Origin of the sequence: Streptomyces sp. NPDC013455 (genome assembly GCF_040632975.1) — a bacterium.
Lineage (GTDB): Bacteria > Actinomycetota > Actinomycetes > Streptomycetales > Streptomycetaceae > Streptomyces.
The window spans coordinates 23,912-38,971 of sequence record NZ_JBEYCX010000027.1; the positions used below are offsets into that span (position 1 = coordinate 23,912).

Here is a 15,060-nt window from a genome sequence, read left to right on the forward strand (position 1 = left end):
TCCCTCGCCGGAGCGGTCGGTTCAGAGCAGGCCGAGCTGGGTCACGAGCATCGCGAGCACCGCGACGAGGACCCAGCCCATGACGTGCTCGACGATCTTCGGGCCGTCCTCCCGGGGGCCGCCGGTGCGGACGCGGGCGGCGGTGGCGGCGTGTGCGCTCATGCTGTCACTCACAGAGATCGGAAACGAAAACAGGGCTCCCCCAACCACTCGTCCACTTTGCCACCCGCGACATGGTTTGCGGCGATGAGCTTGGTCACACGCCTCAGTGCACGCCCACCGCGGCGAGCGCCTTGCGCTGCTGCGGGGTCGGGTGGGCCGGGAAGTAGAGGTAGCAGACCCCTCCGGTGCCGGAGACGACCTTGCCGGAGGCGTTGTACCGCTTGGTCCTCAGCCAGATGTTCTCGAACTCCCGGCGCACGTAGACCCGCCGTACGGCCGCGTCGTCGGCCGAGGCCGGATCGTTGGCGATCACATCGCCGTCGGCGGTGAAGCCGATCACCGTCATCAGGTGCCCGGAGGTGCCGTACCCGGCGCCGGTCAGCTCGGTCCGCAGGAAGGACTGGGACGTTATGGCCGGGATGCCGGCCGCGATCAGCGTCTCCAGGTCGGTGAGGGAGGCGAGCCGGGTGACCACGCCCTGCAGGCCCTCGAAGGTGGCCGCGTAGGCCGCGTTGAACGGCCAGTTGCCGCAGCCCCGGTACTGGTGGTCGTAGGTGAACCGGGCCGCGTGGTCGACCTGCGGATCGGCGTAGGACGGGTCGACCCAGGACAGCTGCTCGGGGGTGAGCCGGCCGCCCCAGTACTCGATGATCATCTGCGAGGAGGTGGGGCTGCACCATGCCTCGCCGCCGTTGTCGTACTCCGGGTACTCGCCCTTGTGGATCTCCTGCGAGTAGCGGGGCACGGCCAGTTCCTGGGCGAGACCGGGGGTGGAGGCCGGGACGGTGAAGCGGTCGGGGATGTCGGAGCCCATCGCGCCGAGCCGCCACACGGTCGGGGTGAGGGAGGTGCCGGGCCGGCGGTGGAGGGTCAGGCGCAGCCGGTACGACGCCAGGCGCAGGCCGGTGCTCGCGTCGTCGATGGCGAGGGTGTCGGTCCAGACGGTGCTCTTGCCGTCGGTCTGGTCGTCCACCGAGGTCCGCTTGATGTCCTGGTCGCCGGCGGCCCAGCGGCCCATCACGTACCAGGGCGTGTCGGTGCCGTCGGAGTACGTGCCCCGCAGCTCCACCTGGAGCCAGGTGCCGGCGGGGGTGTGCGCGTTCCAGGAGGCGACGACCTCGGTCGCCGGGACGGTGAGCCGGTGCACCGGGGAGGTCCAGGTGGCGTACTCCCACGGGGCGGTGGTCCCGGTGTGCGGATCGGTGTAGTCGGTGCGGCCGGCGGGGGCGCCGATCACGACGCCGGGGCGCCGGCCGGAGACGGGCCGGGCGCCCTGGACCGTTCCGCAGCGCCAGTCGCGGTACGTCGTCCAGGCGTGGTAGTCGATCGGGCGGGCCTGCGCCGGGCCGGGATCGCCGGGGGCGGCCCCGGGTGCCGCGACGGCCGGGGGCGCCGCGGTGCCGGTCACCGCGGCGGCGACGGCGACGGCCAGAACGGTTCTGCGGGACGGCTGTTGGGCTCTGCTCATGGGCGCGATGACCCCCAGGTGTCCGAGGCGGGCGGATCCGGTGCGCCAACTATGAAGCAGCCGGCAGGGCCCTGCCAGCACTTCGGCGTGTGCCGCGGAACGAATATTGGTCTCGTCCTTTGGAGGGGCGCCCCCGCGGGGCTGCGGCGGCGCCGGGGTGGACGGCGGTGCCGCGTGGCCGCCCACCCCGGTGGTACTGCGGGATCCACGGTCCGCCCGGACGGGACGGCCGGTCAGACCAGGTCCATCGCCGCGACCTCGTCGGGGCGGCCGTAGCTCACCGGGCCCTGGAAGCGGCGGCGGGCCGTGGCGAACCACCACACCGTGGCGATCAGCAGCACGACGGCGAGCGCGATCGGCGCGTAGTTGAAGGAGTCGACGGTGATCGGCGAGGCCTGCGGCAGCATGAACAGGACGCTGCTGAGCAGGATCCAGGTCACCGCGAGCCAGCCGACCGGCCTGCCCCAGCGGCCCAGGTGCCAGGGGCCGGGCTGGAACGCGTCACCGAGCCGCAGCCGCAGGAAGATCGGTACGGCGTAGGCGAGGAAGAGCCCGACGACGTTGACGCTGACGATGGCGGTGAACGCCGTGTGCGACCACCAGCCCGGCACCACCAGGGCCAGCGAGCAGGCGACCGCGAGCCAGACCGCCTTCACCGGGGTACGGGTGCGCAGCGAGACCGAGTGCCACCAGCGGGAGCCGGGCATGGCGCCGTCCCGGGAGAAGGCGAAGATCTGCCGGGTGTTGCTGGTCAGGTTGGCGAGGCCGCAGAAGAGCATCGCGCCGATGACGATGAGGAGCATCACCTTGGCGGTGCGCAGGCCGAGGCCGTCGATGAGGATCTGGACCGGCGGCGCGGACGCGCCCGCCACCTTCCCGTAGTCGCCGATGCTGTAGACCAATGCCAGCATCAGGGCCAGGCCGGTGAGCGCCGAATAGCCGATGGCGCGGGTGATCCCCTTCGGGGCGCTGACCGTGGCGCGGACCGTTTCCTCGGACATGTGGAAGCTGCCGTCGAAGCCGGTGAAGGTCCAGCTGGTGACCAGCAGGCCGAGCATGCCGCCGTAAAGTCCGCTCGTGAAGCCGGTGTTGTTCTCGAAATGCGTGACGAAGGACGCCGGCTGGTGCTGGTCGGGCATCACTATGAGTGCACCCACGATCACGACGAGTCCGATCAGCAGCCACCACACGGAAATACGGTTCAGTACGGCGACGAGCTGGACGGTGTAGGTGTTGGCGAGTCCCTGGAGGACGATGACCATGGTCGTGATCAAGACGGTCCGGTGCGCGGTCGGCTCGTAGGAGGGCCACTGCAACTGCACGAAGACCTGGATGAACGTGGCGGCCGCGTAGCCGGTGGCGGCCGTACCGCCGATCTGGCCGACGAAGTTCAGCCATCCGGTGAACCAGGACCAGGCACCCTTGTGCCGTTTGGCGAGTTTGCCCGCCGAGAAATACAGGGCACCGCTCGTCGGATAGGCGGAGGCCACTTCCGCCATGGCGGCGCCGATGAGCAGCACCATGACGGAGACACCTATCCAGCCGAATACGAGAACGCGGGGGCCGCCCGCGCCCATACCGAACCCGAAGGACGAGAAAATACCCGAGAGGACATTGATGATGGTGAAGGAGATGGCGAAATTGTCGAATGCCTGGAAACGCCGGGTGAGTTTCCGCGGATAACCCATCGCGTGCAGTGTCGCGTCGTCGTCGTGCACGACGGATCCCGCCGCGCGGGCCCGTGTCCGGGAGGTCGGCATCTGATCGGCCTTTCTCTGGATGGGGGGTGGGAGGAGCGGGATCAGGGGGCCCCGGGGACGGGCAGCCCGCAGGCGCGCCGGGCCCGGGTGAGCTGCTCGGCGGGGTCGCCGAAGGCGCTCCAGGGCATGCGCGACGCGTACGGGCCCATCGCCGCGAACACCGCCCGGGCCTCGAACTCGCGCCGGGCCATGACCAGCGCGTGCGCCAGGTAGGCGAGGTCCAGGACCGGGGTGAAGCGGTAACCGGCCGCCGCGGGGAGCCAGTTGTGGTAGATCGCCAGCGCGGTGGAGCGCCACTGCGGCTGTTCCCAGACGCGGTCGGCGAGCAGCTGGGTGGGGTTGTAGCTCTCCACCAGCGCCACCAGGGGCAGCAGCCGGAGGGCGGAGTCGGCGGGCGCCCGCTGGCTGAGGAAGGCGGCCACGTCCCAGGCCGCGTTGACCGAACCGCCGTACCGCGTGAAGAAGAAGGACAGGAAGCGGTGGTGGGCCTCGCGGTGCCAGGGGTCCAGGGACAGGATGTGCGCGAAGAGCCGCCAAGGGCCGGGCGGGGCGGTGAGCAGGCCCTGCGGGGCCGGGTCGCGCAGCCGGTGCAGCCGGGCCATGGCGAGCCTGGCGACCCAGGGCGTGGGGTCCGCGGGAGCCGCCTCGGCGGCCCGGTCGCAGGCCGTCAGCGCGATCCGCTCCAGCGCCTCGGCACGTTCGTCGCGGGCGTCGGCGGCCCGCAGGGCGCGCTGCACCGCGACCCGGGCGTACATGAGCGCGGCCTCGGGTGTCGGCTCCTCGGCGAGCCAGCGCTCCACCAGATCGGTGTCGGCCGCCTCCGAGGCGAGCACCAGCGAGCGGTGGGCGCGCAGCGCGAAGTCGGAGCGCGTCTCGGCGAGCGCCTCGTCGGCGTATCGATATCGTCCGGCGCGCACATCGACGCATACGCGTGCCAGGACGCGGTCGTCGGCCGCCGGATGCCACACATAGTGCCCTTCGAATAAGTCCGCGGCCATGTTCCCCCTGTCAGTCCCCGTTCGGCGCATCACGGGTTGCGCATGAGGCACCTTACTCAGCAGGAGCCACACCCGGAACGCCGAATATCACATATCGGTCAGCCGGCGGGGAATGTTTATTCACACCTTTGACTGGCCACCGGCCGGTGGTTCAAGGTGTGACTTTTCCCGTCCGATGGATCCGCCGGAGGGGTCACGCGGGGCCGCCACTACACTGATTGGCGGAAACCCCCGCTCCGCACCACACCCCGGGATTCACCATTCACGACCTCGCCGCCCGGCTGCGCGGGCTCCCCCCTTCGCTGGGACCGGTCCGGCTGATCGGCGTCGACGGGCACGCCGGCTCCGGCAAGTCCACCTTCGCCGGGCGGCTCGCCGGGGCGCTGGGCGGGGCACCGGTGCTCCACCTCGACGACCTCGCCAGCCACGCCCAGCTCTTCGCGTGGACCGGCCGGCTCATGACCCAGGTGATCGAGCCCCTGGCGCGCGGCGAGAGCGCGCGCTACACCCCCTACGACTGGCGGGCCCGCGCCTTCGGAGCACCGCGTCCGCTGCCGCCCGCGCCCGTCGTCCTGATCGAGGGGGTCGGCGCCGGCCGCCGGGCACTGCGGCCGCACCTGGCCCGGCTGCTGTGGATGGAGCTGCCCCGCGAGGAGTCCTGGGCGCGCGGCCGGCTGCGGGACGGGGCGGAGCAGCGGGAGTTCTGGGACGGCTGGGTCGCGGCGGAGCAGGCGCATTTCGCCGCCGACCCCTCGCGCCCCCATGCCGATCTCCTGGTGCTCCAGCGACCGAAGGGGTACGAGGTGCTGCCGGGACCCGGCGCGACCGCCGACGGGGCACCGGATGTCACCCAGAGTGATGGGTCGTCCGCGATGTGGTGAAGCTGTGAAGACTCTTGCGGGCCAAGTTCTCCGAGTGCCCCAACTCCGCTTGACCCGGGGCCCGTACAGGACTTACGTTCTCAATGTGCGGCTTTCGGAGCCGCCCCCTCGACGCGAAGCCCCCGGTTGTTCCCCCGTGACCGGGGGCTTCGTTCTGTCCGCGGCCCGTTTCCCGGCCGCCCCGCGCACCCGTCTTCTCACCCTCGGTCACGAAAGGCCGTGCGCCCCGTCTGCTCCCACCTCGCCGAACGCCCTGCGCGGCACCCTTCGGCGGGTGGCGGTGGCGCGGGTACGATGCCCTCGGTGCGACCGAGCCGCTGCCTCGCGCACCCGCAACTGCGGTCCGCGGCACAGCGGTTCGACCGCGGCGGCCGTCGGGCGACCGCCCGGTGGTGAACCACGGGGGCACGGTCTGTGGGGGGACGTGATGGACTTCGGCACGCGGGGCCCCGAGGCACCGGCCGACCTCGCCTGGCTGCGGGGTGTGGACGCCTACACGATGGGGGCCTACCCGCAGGCGGAGGAGGAGTTCCGCGCCGCGGTCCGGATGGACCCGGGCATGGCGGACGCCTGGCTCGGGCTGCACGCGCTCCGGATCGACACGACCACCGCGCTGCTGCGGATGTTCCGCCACCGCGACCGCTTCGGCGAACAGCGCGGCCGGCACCGCCGGGCCCTCAACTCCTGGTACTGGCTGGGCTGGTGGGTGCAGCCGGTGCTGGAGACCCCGCGCGACCTGCTGCTCGCGCACGCCTCGCACTGGCTGGACGGCCGGCACGTCCCGGAACTGGACCGGGCCCTCGCCGGGCTGCCCCCGGTGGACACCGATCCGCAGGTCCGCTTCCTGCACGCCTGCCGCGCCTATCTGGTCAAGGACTGGGAGCAGCTGGTGCGGCACACCGACCCGCTGCTGGACGACCCCGTGCTGGGGATCGAGGCCGGTCTGTTCGGCGGTATGGCCCGGGTCCGGCTGGAGATGTACGGACAGGCCGAGCCGCTGCTGTCGGCGGCGCTGATGCGGTGCCGCAGCGAGCAGCCGCAGCGCAAGGAGCTGCGCTACTGGCTGGCCCGCGCCCACGAGGGCACCGGCCGCAGCGCCGCCGCGCTCCCCCTGTACCGCGCGGTGCACCGGGTCGACCCGGCCTTCATGGACACCTCCGCCCGGCTCGCCGCGATCGCCGAGGGCGACGGCTACGACGACACCGCCGACCTCGCCTCGATCACGCTGTCCGGTGTGGGGCAGGACACGGTGGACGGGCCGGACGGCTTCGATCCGCTGTTCGGCACGGAGGGCCGGGACCTGCGGCTGCCGGAGCCGGATCTGCCGACCGGGCCGCTGCCGTCGGCGGCGGATGCCTCGGTGCGGACGAAATCCGGTGTCACCGTCTCCCCCTTCCCGGCGGGGCCCACCGACCCCGCGTTACTGGAGGAGGCGCTCGCCGAGTTGGAGCGCATGGTGGGGCTGGAACCGGTGAAGCGGCAGGTCAAGGCGTTGTCGGCGCAGCTCAACATGGCCCGGCTGCGGGCCGGGCAGGGGTTGCCGGTGCAGCCGCCCAAGCGGCACTTCGTCTTCTCCGGCCCGTCCGGCACCGGCAAGACCACGGTCGCGCGCATCCTGGGCCGGGTGTTCTACGCCCTCGGCCTGCTCGGCGGCGACCACCTCGTGGAGGCCCAGCGGGCCGACCTGGTCGGCGAGTACCTGGGGCAGACGGCCGTGAAGGCCAACGAGCTGATCGACTCCGCGATCGGCGGGGTGCTGTTCGTGGACGAGGCGTACTCGCTGTCCAACTCCGGGTACGGCAAGGGCGACGCCTACGGGGACGAGGCGCTCCAGGTGCTGCTGAAGCGGGCCGAGGACAACCGGGACCACCTGGTGGTGATCCTGGCCGGCTATCCGGAGGGCATGGACCGGCTGCTCGCCGCCAACCCCGGACTCTCGTCGCGCTTCACGACCCGCGTGGACTTCCCCTCCTACCGGCCGCCGGAACTCACCGAGATCGGCAAGGTGCTCGCCGCGGAGAACGGGGACCTGTGGGACGAGGAGGCGCAGGAGGAGCTGCGGTCCATCGCCGGGCACGTGGTCGACCAGGGCTGGATCGACGAGCTGGGCAACGGGCGGTTCCTGCGCACGCTGTACGAGAAGAGCTGCGCCTACCGGGACCTGCGCCTGTCGGCGTACCCCGGGGCGCTGTCCCGGCAGGACCTCGCGACGCTGCGGCTGCCGGACCTGATGCAGGCGTACGGTGAGGTGCTGTCCGGGCGGGGGCCGCAGGACCCGTCGGGCATGTAGCGCCGCCCCGAGGACCGGCAACCGCCGGTGCGGGACCGTGCCGGTACGTGCCGAGAGCGCGGGGCCGTGCCGGTACGCGGCGGAAAGCGGCCGCGCGGTGTGGGCGCGGCCGGCCCCCCGCGCTCCCGGGGGCACCCGGCTACGTGGCCAGGACCTCCTCCGGCTCACCGCTCACCCTGGGCTCCGGCATCTCCCGGTGCGCCGGGTCCCGCACCTCGCCCACCAGCAGCTCCAGGACGTCCTCCAGGGCCACCAGGCCCAGCACCCGGCCGCTCGCGTCCGCCACCTGGGCCAGGTGCGTGGCCGCCCGGCGCATCACCGTGAGGGCGTCGTCGAGCGGCAGCTCGGAGCGGAGCGTGGCCATCGGGCGCCAGACGTGCTGCGGGACGGCCCGGTCGGAGTCCTCCAGGTCGAGGACGTCCTTGACGTGCACGTACCCCATGAACGGGCCCTTCCCGCTCGCCGCGACCGGGAAGCGGGAGTAGCCGGTGCGGGCCGTCAGCTCGACGATCTCCCCGGGGGTGACCGAGGGGGTCACCGTGACCAGGGACTCCCGGCGCAGCAGGACGTCCGTCACCGGGCGGGAGCCGAGCTCCAGGGCGTCCTCCAGCCGCTCCCGCTCCTCGGGATCGAGCAGGCCCGCCTGGCCGGAGTCCTCCAGCAGCCGGTTGAGCTGCTCGGTGGTGACGACCGCCTCCACCTCGTCCTTCGGCTCGACCCGGAACAGCCGCAGGACGGCCTGGGCGCAGGCGCCGAGGGCCACCGTGATCGGCCTGCACAGGCGGGCGAAGTAGACCAGGCCGGGACTGAGCCACAGTGCCGCCTTCTCGGGCGCCGCCATGGCGAGGTTCTTGGGGACCATCTCGCCGATGACCAGGTGGAAGAAGACCACCGCGGCCAGGGCGATGACGTAGCCGAGGGGGTGGACCATGCCGTGCGGCAGGTGGACCCACTCGAAGACCGGCTCCAGCAGGTGGGCCACCGTCGGCTCGGCGACCGCGCCGAGCGTCAGGGAACAGACGGTGATGCCGAACTGGGCGGCGGCCATCATCTGCGGCAGGCGCTCCAGGCCGTACAGCACCTGGCGGGCGCGGGCCGTGCCGAGCGGTTCGATCTGGCTGCGGCGGACGGAGACGAGCGCGAACTCGGCGCCGACGAAGAATCCGTTGGCGAGCACGAGCAGCGCGGCGAAGAGCAGTTGGAGGACGCTCACCGGGCGGCCTCCACGACACCGGCCGGGACCGTCCTGACCAGGCGGACCCGTTCGGCGCGGTAGTGGCCGACCTGGCGGACCGAGAGCCGCCAGCCGGGCAGCTCGGCCCGGTCGCCGGGGGCCGGGATCCGGCCGAGCAGATCGGCAACCAGTCCGGCGACGGTCTCGTACGGTCCCTCGGGCACGTCCAGACCTATGCGCTGGAGGATGTCGACACGGCAGCTGCCGTCCGCGTCCCAGGCGGGCCTGCCGTCCTCCGGCGGGGCGGGAGCCAGCTCGGGCGTGTCCTTGGCGTCGTGCTCGTCGCGGACCTCGCCGACCAGTTCCTCGACGATGTCCTCCAGGGTGACCACGCCGGCCGTGCCGCCGTACTCGTCGACGACGACCGCGATGGGCTGCTCGCTGCGCAGCCGGGTGAGCAGGGGCTGGACCGGCAGGGTCTCCGGGACGAGGAGCGCCTTGCGGGCGATGCGGCCGACCGGGGTGCGCAGCCGGTCCTGGACCGGGACGGCCAGGGCGTCCTTGAGGTGGGCCATGCCGACGATCTCGTCGATCTTCTCGCGGTAGACGGGGAAGCGGGACAGGCCCGTGGCGCGGACGAGGTTGACCACGTCCTCGGCGGTGGCCGAGTCCTGGAGGGCGCTCACCTTCACCCGGGGGGTCATGACGTGCTGTGCGGTCAGCTCGCCCAGGGACAGGGTGCGCACGAACAGGTCGGCCGTGTCCTGTTCCAGGGCGCCCGCCCGCGCGGAGTGCCGGGCCAGGGAGACCAGCTCGCCCGGGGTGCGGGCGGAGGCCAGTTCCTCGGCGGGCTCGACGCCGAGCGCGCGCACGAGCCGGTTGGCGACCGTGTTCAGCGCGGAGATCACCGGGCGGAACAGGCGGGAGAAGTGGTGCTGGGGGCCGGCGACGAAGCGCGCGACCTGCAGCGGCCGGGACACCGCCCAGTTTTTCGGCACGAGCTCGCCGATCACCATCTGGATCGCGGAGGCCAGCAGCATGCCGACCACGACGGCGACGCCGGAGGCGGCGCCCTCGGGGACGCCGAGCGCGGCGAACGGGCCGTGCAGCAGCCCGGCCAGGGCCGGCTCGGCGAGCATGCCGACGACCAGGGAGGTGATGGTGATGCCGAGCTGGGTGCCGGAGAGCTGGAAGGAGAGTTCCTTCAGCGACTCCACGACCGTACGGGCACGGGCGTCACCGTCGGCGGCGGCCTTCTCGGCGTCCGGGCGCTCGACCGTCACCAGGCCGAATTCGGCCGCCACGAAGAAGCCGTTGGCGAGGATCAGCAGGAAGGCCGCTCCGAGGAGCAGCAGGGGGATGGTCACGCTGCCACCGCCTTCCCGCTGTCGGGGGCAGGGGTGGCGCAGGTACTACAGGACGATCCGTCCATCGCCGGGGGGAGTCACTCCTCGGATAGCAGGAGCCCCTGTGCACCGGGCGGAGCGCAGGGGCGGAGACACCTCGAGCGGGTCTCCGCCCACCAGATTAATCAAGATCTGGGCTCGTGCGGCAGGGCGGACCGCGTGGAGTGGGTCTCGGCGAGCGCGCGGAGGGCCTTGGCGTCGGCGATGGCCCGCTGCCTGGCCAGGCCGGGCTGGATGCCGAGCGCGGGCAGGCTGGTGCCGTCGCTGAGGTCGAGGAACACCCAGGGGTCGCCCGGCCGGAGGTTCACCCGGAGGATCTCCGGCCAGGCCAGCCGGCGCTTGCCCGCGATGTTGACGACGGTGACGCCGGACTCGTCGGCGACCACCTTGACGCGGGCCAGCCGGGCCAGGGCCCAGAAGATCAGCGCCCCGGTCACGACGAAGCTGAGCCGCGACCCGGGGCCGATGTCCAGCAGCATCGCCACCCCGGAGATCACCACGAAGATCGCGACACCGGCGGTGAGCAGGATGGCCCGGGTGTGGCCCGGCCGGAAGGTGACGGGCAGGTCGGGAAGGGGGGTCGGGTCGGACATCGCTCGGCGTTTCCCTCTACAGGCGGCAGGCGTGGATGGCCGTGGTCAGGATGGCGCGGGCGCCGATCCCGTAGAGGTCGTCCATGATCCGCTGGGCCTCCTTGGCGGGGACCATGGCACGGACCGCGACCCAGCCCTCGTTGTGCAGCGGCGAGACGGTCGGGGACTCCAGGCCGGGGGTGAGCGCGACGGCCTTCTCCAGCTGCTCGACCCGGCAGTCGTAGTCCATCATCACGTAGGTCCGGGCGACCAGGACGCCCTGGAGGCGGCGCAGGAACTGCTGGACCTTGGGTTCCTCGGCGTCGGCGCCGGTGCGCCGGACGACGATGGCCTCGGACTTCATGATCGGCTCGCCGAACACCTCCAGGCCGGCGTTGCGCAGGCTGGTGCCGGTCTCGACGACGTCCGCGATGACCTCGGCGACGCCCAGCTCGATCGCGGTCTCGACGGCACCGTCCAGGTGGACGACGGAGGCGTCGACCCCCCTGTCGGCGAGGTGCCGGGCGACGATCCCCTCGTAGGAGGTGGCGACCGTCCTGCCCTTGAGGTCCTCGACACCGTCGGCCGTGCCGGGCTTGGCGGCGAAGCGGAAGGTGGAGCGGGCGAAGCCCAGCGGCAGGATCTCCTCGGCCTCGGCGCCCGAGTCGATCAGCAGGTCACGACCGGTGATGCCGATGTCGAGGCGGCCGGAGGAGACGTAGATCGCGATGTCGCGGGGGCGGAGGTAGAAGAACTCGACCTCGTTCTCCGGGTCGACGATGCGCAGCTCTTTGGACTCCCGGCGCTGCTGGTAGCCGGCCTCATGCAGCATCTCCGCCGCAGGGCCGGACAGTGAACCCTTGTTGGGGACGGCGATGCGCAGCATGAGGTCGGCTTCCTTTGCTCGTTCTCTACGGGGTGGGGTGCGGGGCGGGGCTTACAGGTGGGCGTAGACGTCGTCCAGGGAGATCCCGCGGGCGACCATCATCACCTGGACGTGGTAGAGCAGCTGCGAGATCTCCTCGGCGGCCGCCTCCTTGCCCTCGTACTCGGCGGCCATCCAGACCTCGGCGGCCTCCTCGACGACCTTTTTGCCGATGGCATGGACGCCCTTGCCGACCAGCTCTGCGGTGCGGGAGGAGGCGGGATCGCCGTGGGCGGCCTTGTGCTGGAGCTCGGTGAAGAGCTCCTCGAACGTCTTCTTGGACATGGTGAGCCCCACCCTAGCCGTTGTGGCGGCTTGCCTAGTGCCAGGGTTCGGATACTGAGCGCAGCGTGGCCGCCGTCGCCACCGCGGCCGTGACCGCCTCGTGGCCCTTGTCCTCGTGGGAGCCCTCCAGGCCGGCCCGGTCCAGGGCCTGCTCCTCGGTGTCGCAGGTGAGCACGCCGAAGCCGACGGGGACGCCGGTCTCGATGGAGACCTGGGTGAGGCCCTGGGTGACGCCCTGGCACACGTAGTCGAAGTGGGGTGTGCCGCCCCGGATGACGACGCCGAGGGCGACCACGGCGTCGTAGCCGCGGCCGGCCAGGACCTTGGCGGCGACCGGGAGCTCGAAGCTGCCCGGGACCCGGATCAGGGTCGGCTCGTCGATGCCCAGGTCGTGCAGGGCGCGCAGGGCGCCGTTCACCAGACCGTCCATCACCTTCTCGTGCCACTGCGCCGCGATGACGGCGACCCTGAGGTCGCTCGCGTTGCGTACGGACAGCTCCGGTGCACCCTTGCCGCTCACGTCTCTCCTAAGTGCTTTTCGCTTACTGGTTGCCGCAGGCCGACACGGGCGTGTCGAGCCAGGGCAGGTCGTGCCCCATCCGGTCCCGCTTGGTGCGCAGGTAGCGGAGGTTGTGCTCGCCGGCCTGGACGGGCATCGGCTCGCGGCCGGCCACCCGCAGGCCGTGGCGCAGCAGCGCGTCGGTCTTGTCGGGGTTGTTGGTCATCAGCCGGACGCCGCGCACGCCGAGGTCGGCGAGGATCTGCGCGCCGGCGCCGTAGTCGCGGGCGTCGGCGGGCAGGCCGAGTTCGAGGTTGGCGTCCAGGGTGTCGTGGCCCTGCTCCTGGAGCTCGTAGGCGCGCAGCTTGGACAGCAGGCCGATGCCGCGGCCCTCGTGTCCGCGCAGGTAGACGACGACTCCGCGGCCCTCGGTCTGGATGCGCTCCAGGGCGGCGTCCAGCTGGGGGCCGCAGTCGCAGCGCTGGGAACCGAAGATGTCGCCGGTGAGGCACTCGGAGTGCATCCGGACCAGGACGTCCTCGCCGTCGCCGATCTCGCCGTGGACGAGCGCGATGTGCTCGACGCCGTCGACGGTGGACCGGTAGCCGTAGGCGGTGAAGGTGCCGTGCGCGGTGGGCAGGCGGGTCTCGGCCTCGCGGCGGACGGTGGGCTCGCTGCTGCGGCGGTAGGCGATCAGGTCCTCGATGGAGATGATCGTCAGGCCGTGCTTGCGGGCGAACGGGATCAGCTCGGGCAGCCGGAGCATCCGGCCGTCCTCGCCGGCGATCTCCACGATGGCGCCGGCCGGGCGGAGCCCCGCGAGGCGGGCGAGGTCGACGGCGGCCTCGGTGTGGCCGTTGCGGACCAGGACGCCGCCGGACCGGGCGCGCAGCGGGAACACGTGTCCGGGCCGCACGAGGTCGGTGGGCTCGGCCGTGCCGCTCGCCAGCAGCCGGAGCGTGGTGGCGCGGTCGGCGGCCGAGATGCCGGTGGTGACCCCGTGCGCGGCCGAGGCGTCCACGGAGACCGTGAACGCGGTCTTCATCGACTCGGTGTTGTCCTCGACCATCTGCGGCAGCCGCAGCCGGTCGAGCTCCTCGCCCTCCATGGGGGCGCAGATCAGGCCGCGGCACTCGCTCATCATGAAGGCGACGATCTCGGGGGTCGCCTTCTCGGCGGCGATGACGAGGTCGCCCTCGTTCTCCCGGTTCTCGTCGTCCACGACGACCACCGGGCGGCCGGCCGCGATGTCGGCGATGGCCCGCTCGACCGGGTCGAGCCGGAAGTCCTCGATGTCGTCGGTGTCGTCGGTGCCGTACAGCAGCGGTGCCGAGGTCATACCGGCACTCCTTCCAGTGCGGGCCGCGCGTCCCTGCGGGAGCGCAGCCACCAGTCGCGCATGCCCCACAGGACGAGTGCGCCGTAGATGACGTAGACGAAGCCGGAGAAGGCGTAGCCGTTGGCGAAGTTGAGGGGGACGCCGACGAGGTCGACGAGCAGCCAGGCGAACCAGAACTCGACCATGCCTTTGGCCTGGGCGTACATGGCGACGATGGTGCCGACGAAGATGTAGGCGTCGGGCCAGGGGTCCCAGGAAAGGCTCGGGTAGGCCGTGAAGAGCAGGGCCACCGCGACCGTGCCGGCGGCGGCCGCCGCGAGCATCGCCGCGCGCTCGGGCCAGCGGGCGAACCGGGGGGCGATGTGGCCGTCCCCGGCCCGGCCCCTGGTGCGCTGCCACTGCCACCAGCCGTAGAGCGCGACGGCCATGACGACGGTCTGCTTGCCGGCGCTGCCGGTCAGGTGGCCGTAGAAGGCGGCGAACAGGACGAGGCCGGACAGGAACTGGACGGGCCAGGTCCACAGGGAGCGGCGCCAGCCGAGGGCCAGGGCGACGAGGCCGAGGATGTTGCCGACCATGTCCGACCAGATGATGTGCTGGCCGAAGGCGGTGAAGGCCTCGGAGTTCAGCCAGCTCACCGGTCGGCCCCCGATCCGGCCGCGAGCAGCCGCTCCACGTACTTGGCGATGACGTCCACCTCGAGGTTGACCGGGTCGCCGGGCTCCTTGTGGCCGAGCGTGGTCAGGTCGAGGGTCGTCGGGATGAGGCTGACGGTGAAGTGGTCGGGGCCGGCCTCCACGACCGTGAGGCTGATGCCGTCGACGGTGATGGAGCCCTTCTCCACGACGTACCGGGAGAGGTTGGCCGGCAGCGAGATCTTGACGATCTCCCAGTGGTCGGAGGGCGTGCGCTGGAGGACCTCGCCGGTGCCGTCCACGTGCCCCTGCACGATGTGTCCGCCGAGGCGGGCGCCGACGGCGGTGGGGCGTTCGAGGTTGACCCGGGAGCCGACGGTGAGCGCGCCGAGGCTGGAGCGCTTCAGGGTCTCGGCCATGACGTCGGCGGTGAACTCGTCACCCTCGTGCTCGACGACGGTCAGACAGACCCCGTTCACGGCGATGGAGTCGCCGTGCTGCGCGCCCTCGGTCACGACGGGGCCGCGGAGCCGGAAACGGGAGGCGTCGCCGAGGTTCTCGACGGCGGTGACCTCACCCAGCTCTTCGACGATTCCGGTGAACACTTCCCGGGTCCTCCTGCCTCGTTCGGGCACGGACTCCGGGGCCTGTCGATGACGACAGAAT

Annotated in this window: 15 protein-coding genes; 2 read left to right on the forward strand and 13 right to left on the reverse strand. The window is 72.0% G+C overall.

The features are described 5' to 3' along the window. Window positions 1-21: 21 nt before the first annotated feature. The 4 genes from ABZ576_RS31190 to ABZ576_RS31205 all read right to left on the reverse strand — a co-directional run bounded on the left by ABZ576_RS31190 (window position 22) and on the right by ABZ576_RS31205 (window position 4,388). The gene (locus ABZ576_RS31190) at window positions 22-162 is read right to left on the reverse strand and encodes an SCO1431 family membrane protein (RefSeq protein WP_360748329.1); all 141 of its coding nucleotides are present in this window, start codon (window positions 160-162) and stop codon (window positions 22-24) included. A gap of 103 nt (window positions 163-265) precedes the next feature. Then, window positions 266-1,630 carry a peptidase C39 family protein gene (locus ABZ576_RS31195; protein WP_360748332.1) on the reverse strand — a complete coding sequence of 455 codons (1,365 nt, stop codon included), beginning with the start codon at window positions 1,628-1,630 and terminating at the stop codon, window positions 266-268. A gap of 233 nt (window positions 1,631-1,863) precedes the next feature. Then, entirely contained in the window at window positions 1,864-3,390 is a 1,527-nt protein-coding gene (locus ABZ576_RS31200; protein WP_360748335.1) for an amino acid permease, read from the reverse strand. A 41-nt stretch (window positions 3,391-3,431) separates the two neighbouring features. Further along, window positions 3,432-4,388 carry a hypothetical protein gene (locus ABZ576_RS31205; RefSeq protein ID WP_360748338.1) on the reverse strand — a complete coding sequence of 319 codons (957 nt, stop codon included), beginning with the start codon at window positions 4,386-4,388 and terminating at the stop codon, window positions 3,432-3,434. A gap of 218 nt (window positions 4,389-4,606) precedes the next feature. Between ABZ576_RS31205 and ABZ576_RS31210 the strand changes: the two genes are divergently transcribed. Next, the gene (locus ABZ576_RS31210) at window positions 4,607-5,269 is read left to right on the forward strand and encodes a hypothetical protein (protein ID WP_360748341.1); all 663 of its coding nucleotides are present in this window, start codon (window positions 4,607-4,609) and stop codon (window positions 5,267-5,269) included. Between the two features lie 427 nt (window positions 5,270-5,696). Continuing rightward, entirely contained in the window at window positions 5,697-7,559 is a 1,863-nt protein-coding gene (locus ABZ576_RS31215) for an AAA family ATPase (RefSeq protein WP_360748344.1), read from the forward strand. 139 nt (window positions 7,560-7,698) lie between these two features. Here ABZ576_RS31215 and ABZ576_RS31220 read toward each other — a convergent pair whose 3' ends face one another. The 9 genes from ABZ576_RS31220 to ABZ576_RS31260 form a co-directional block, all read right to left on the reverse strand. After that, complete coding sequence (locus tag ABZ576_RS31220) at window positions 7,699-8,772, reverse strand: hemolysin family protein (RefSeq protein WP_360748347.1); 1,074 nt, start codon at window positions 8,770-8,772, stop codon at window positions 7,699-7,701. Further along, on the reverse strand, window positions 8,769-10,100 hold the full coding sequence (locus ABZ576_RS31225; protein ID WP_360748350.1) for a hemolysin family protein: 1,332 nt from the start codon (window positions 10,098-10,100) through the stop codon (window positions 8,769-8,771). The genes ABZ576_RS31220 and ABZ576_RS31225 overlap by 4 nt, the downstream gene beginning before the upstream one ends. A 164-nt stretch (window positions 10,101-10,264) precedes the next feature. Further along, window positions 10,265-10,732, reverse strand: coding sequence for a PH domain-containing protein (locus ABZ576_RS31230; RefSeq protein WP_360748353.1), 468 nt, complete (start codon window positions 10,730-10,732; stop codon window positions 10,265-10,267). 16 nt (window positions 10,733-10,748) lie between these two features. Further along, a complete protein-coding gene (hisG, locus tag ABZ576_RS31235) occupies window positions 10,749-11,597 on the reverse strand; it encodes an ATP phosphoribosyltransferase (RefSeq protein ID WP_360748356.1) in 849 nt (282 codons plus the stop codon). 51 nt (window positions 11,598-11,648) lie between these two features. Continuing rightward, complete coding sequence (locus ABZ576_RS31240) at window positions 11,649-11,921, reverse strand: phosphoribosyl-ATP diphosphatase (protein ID WP_028423093.1); 273 nt, start codon at window positions 11,919-11,921, stop codon at window positions 11,649-11,651. 34 nt (window positions 11,922-11,955) lie between these two features. Next, window positions 11,956-12,441 carry a 6,7-dimethyl-8-ribityllumazine synthase gene (gene ribH, locus ABZ576_RS31245; RefSeq protein ID WP_360748359.1) on the reverse strand — a complete coding sequence of 162 codons (486 nt, stop codon included), beginning with the start codon at window positions 12,439-12,441 and terminating at the stop codon, window positions 11,956-11,958. A gap of 22 nt (window positions 12,442-12,463) precedes the next feature. Next, complete coding sequence (locus ABZ576_RS31250; RefSeq protein WP_360748362.1) at window positions 12,464-13,759, reverse strand: bifunctional 3,4-dihydroxy-2-butanone-4-phosphate synthase/GTP cyclohydrolase II; 1,296 nt, start codon at window positions 13,757-13,759, stop codon at window positions 12,464-12,466. Further along, window positions 13,756-14,397, reverse strand: coding sequence for a nicotinamide mononucleotide transporter family protein (locus ABZ576_RS31255; protein ID WP_360748365.1), 642 nt, complete (start codon window positions 14,395-14,397; stop codon window positions 13,756-13,758). The genes ABZ576_RS31250 and ABZ576_RS31255 overlap by 4 nt, the downstream gene beginning before the upstream one ends. Further along, complete coding sequence (locus tag ABZ576_RS31260) at window positions 14,394-14,999, reverse strand: riboflavin synthase (protein WP_360748368.1); 606 nt, start codon at window positions 14,997-14,999, stop codon at window positions 14,394-14,396. The genes ABZ576_RS31255 and ABZ576_RS31260 overlap by 4 nt, the downstream gene beginning before the upstream one ends. Window positions 15,000-15,060 lie beyond the last annotated feature (61 nt).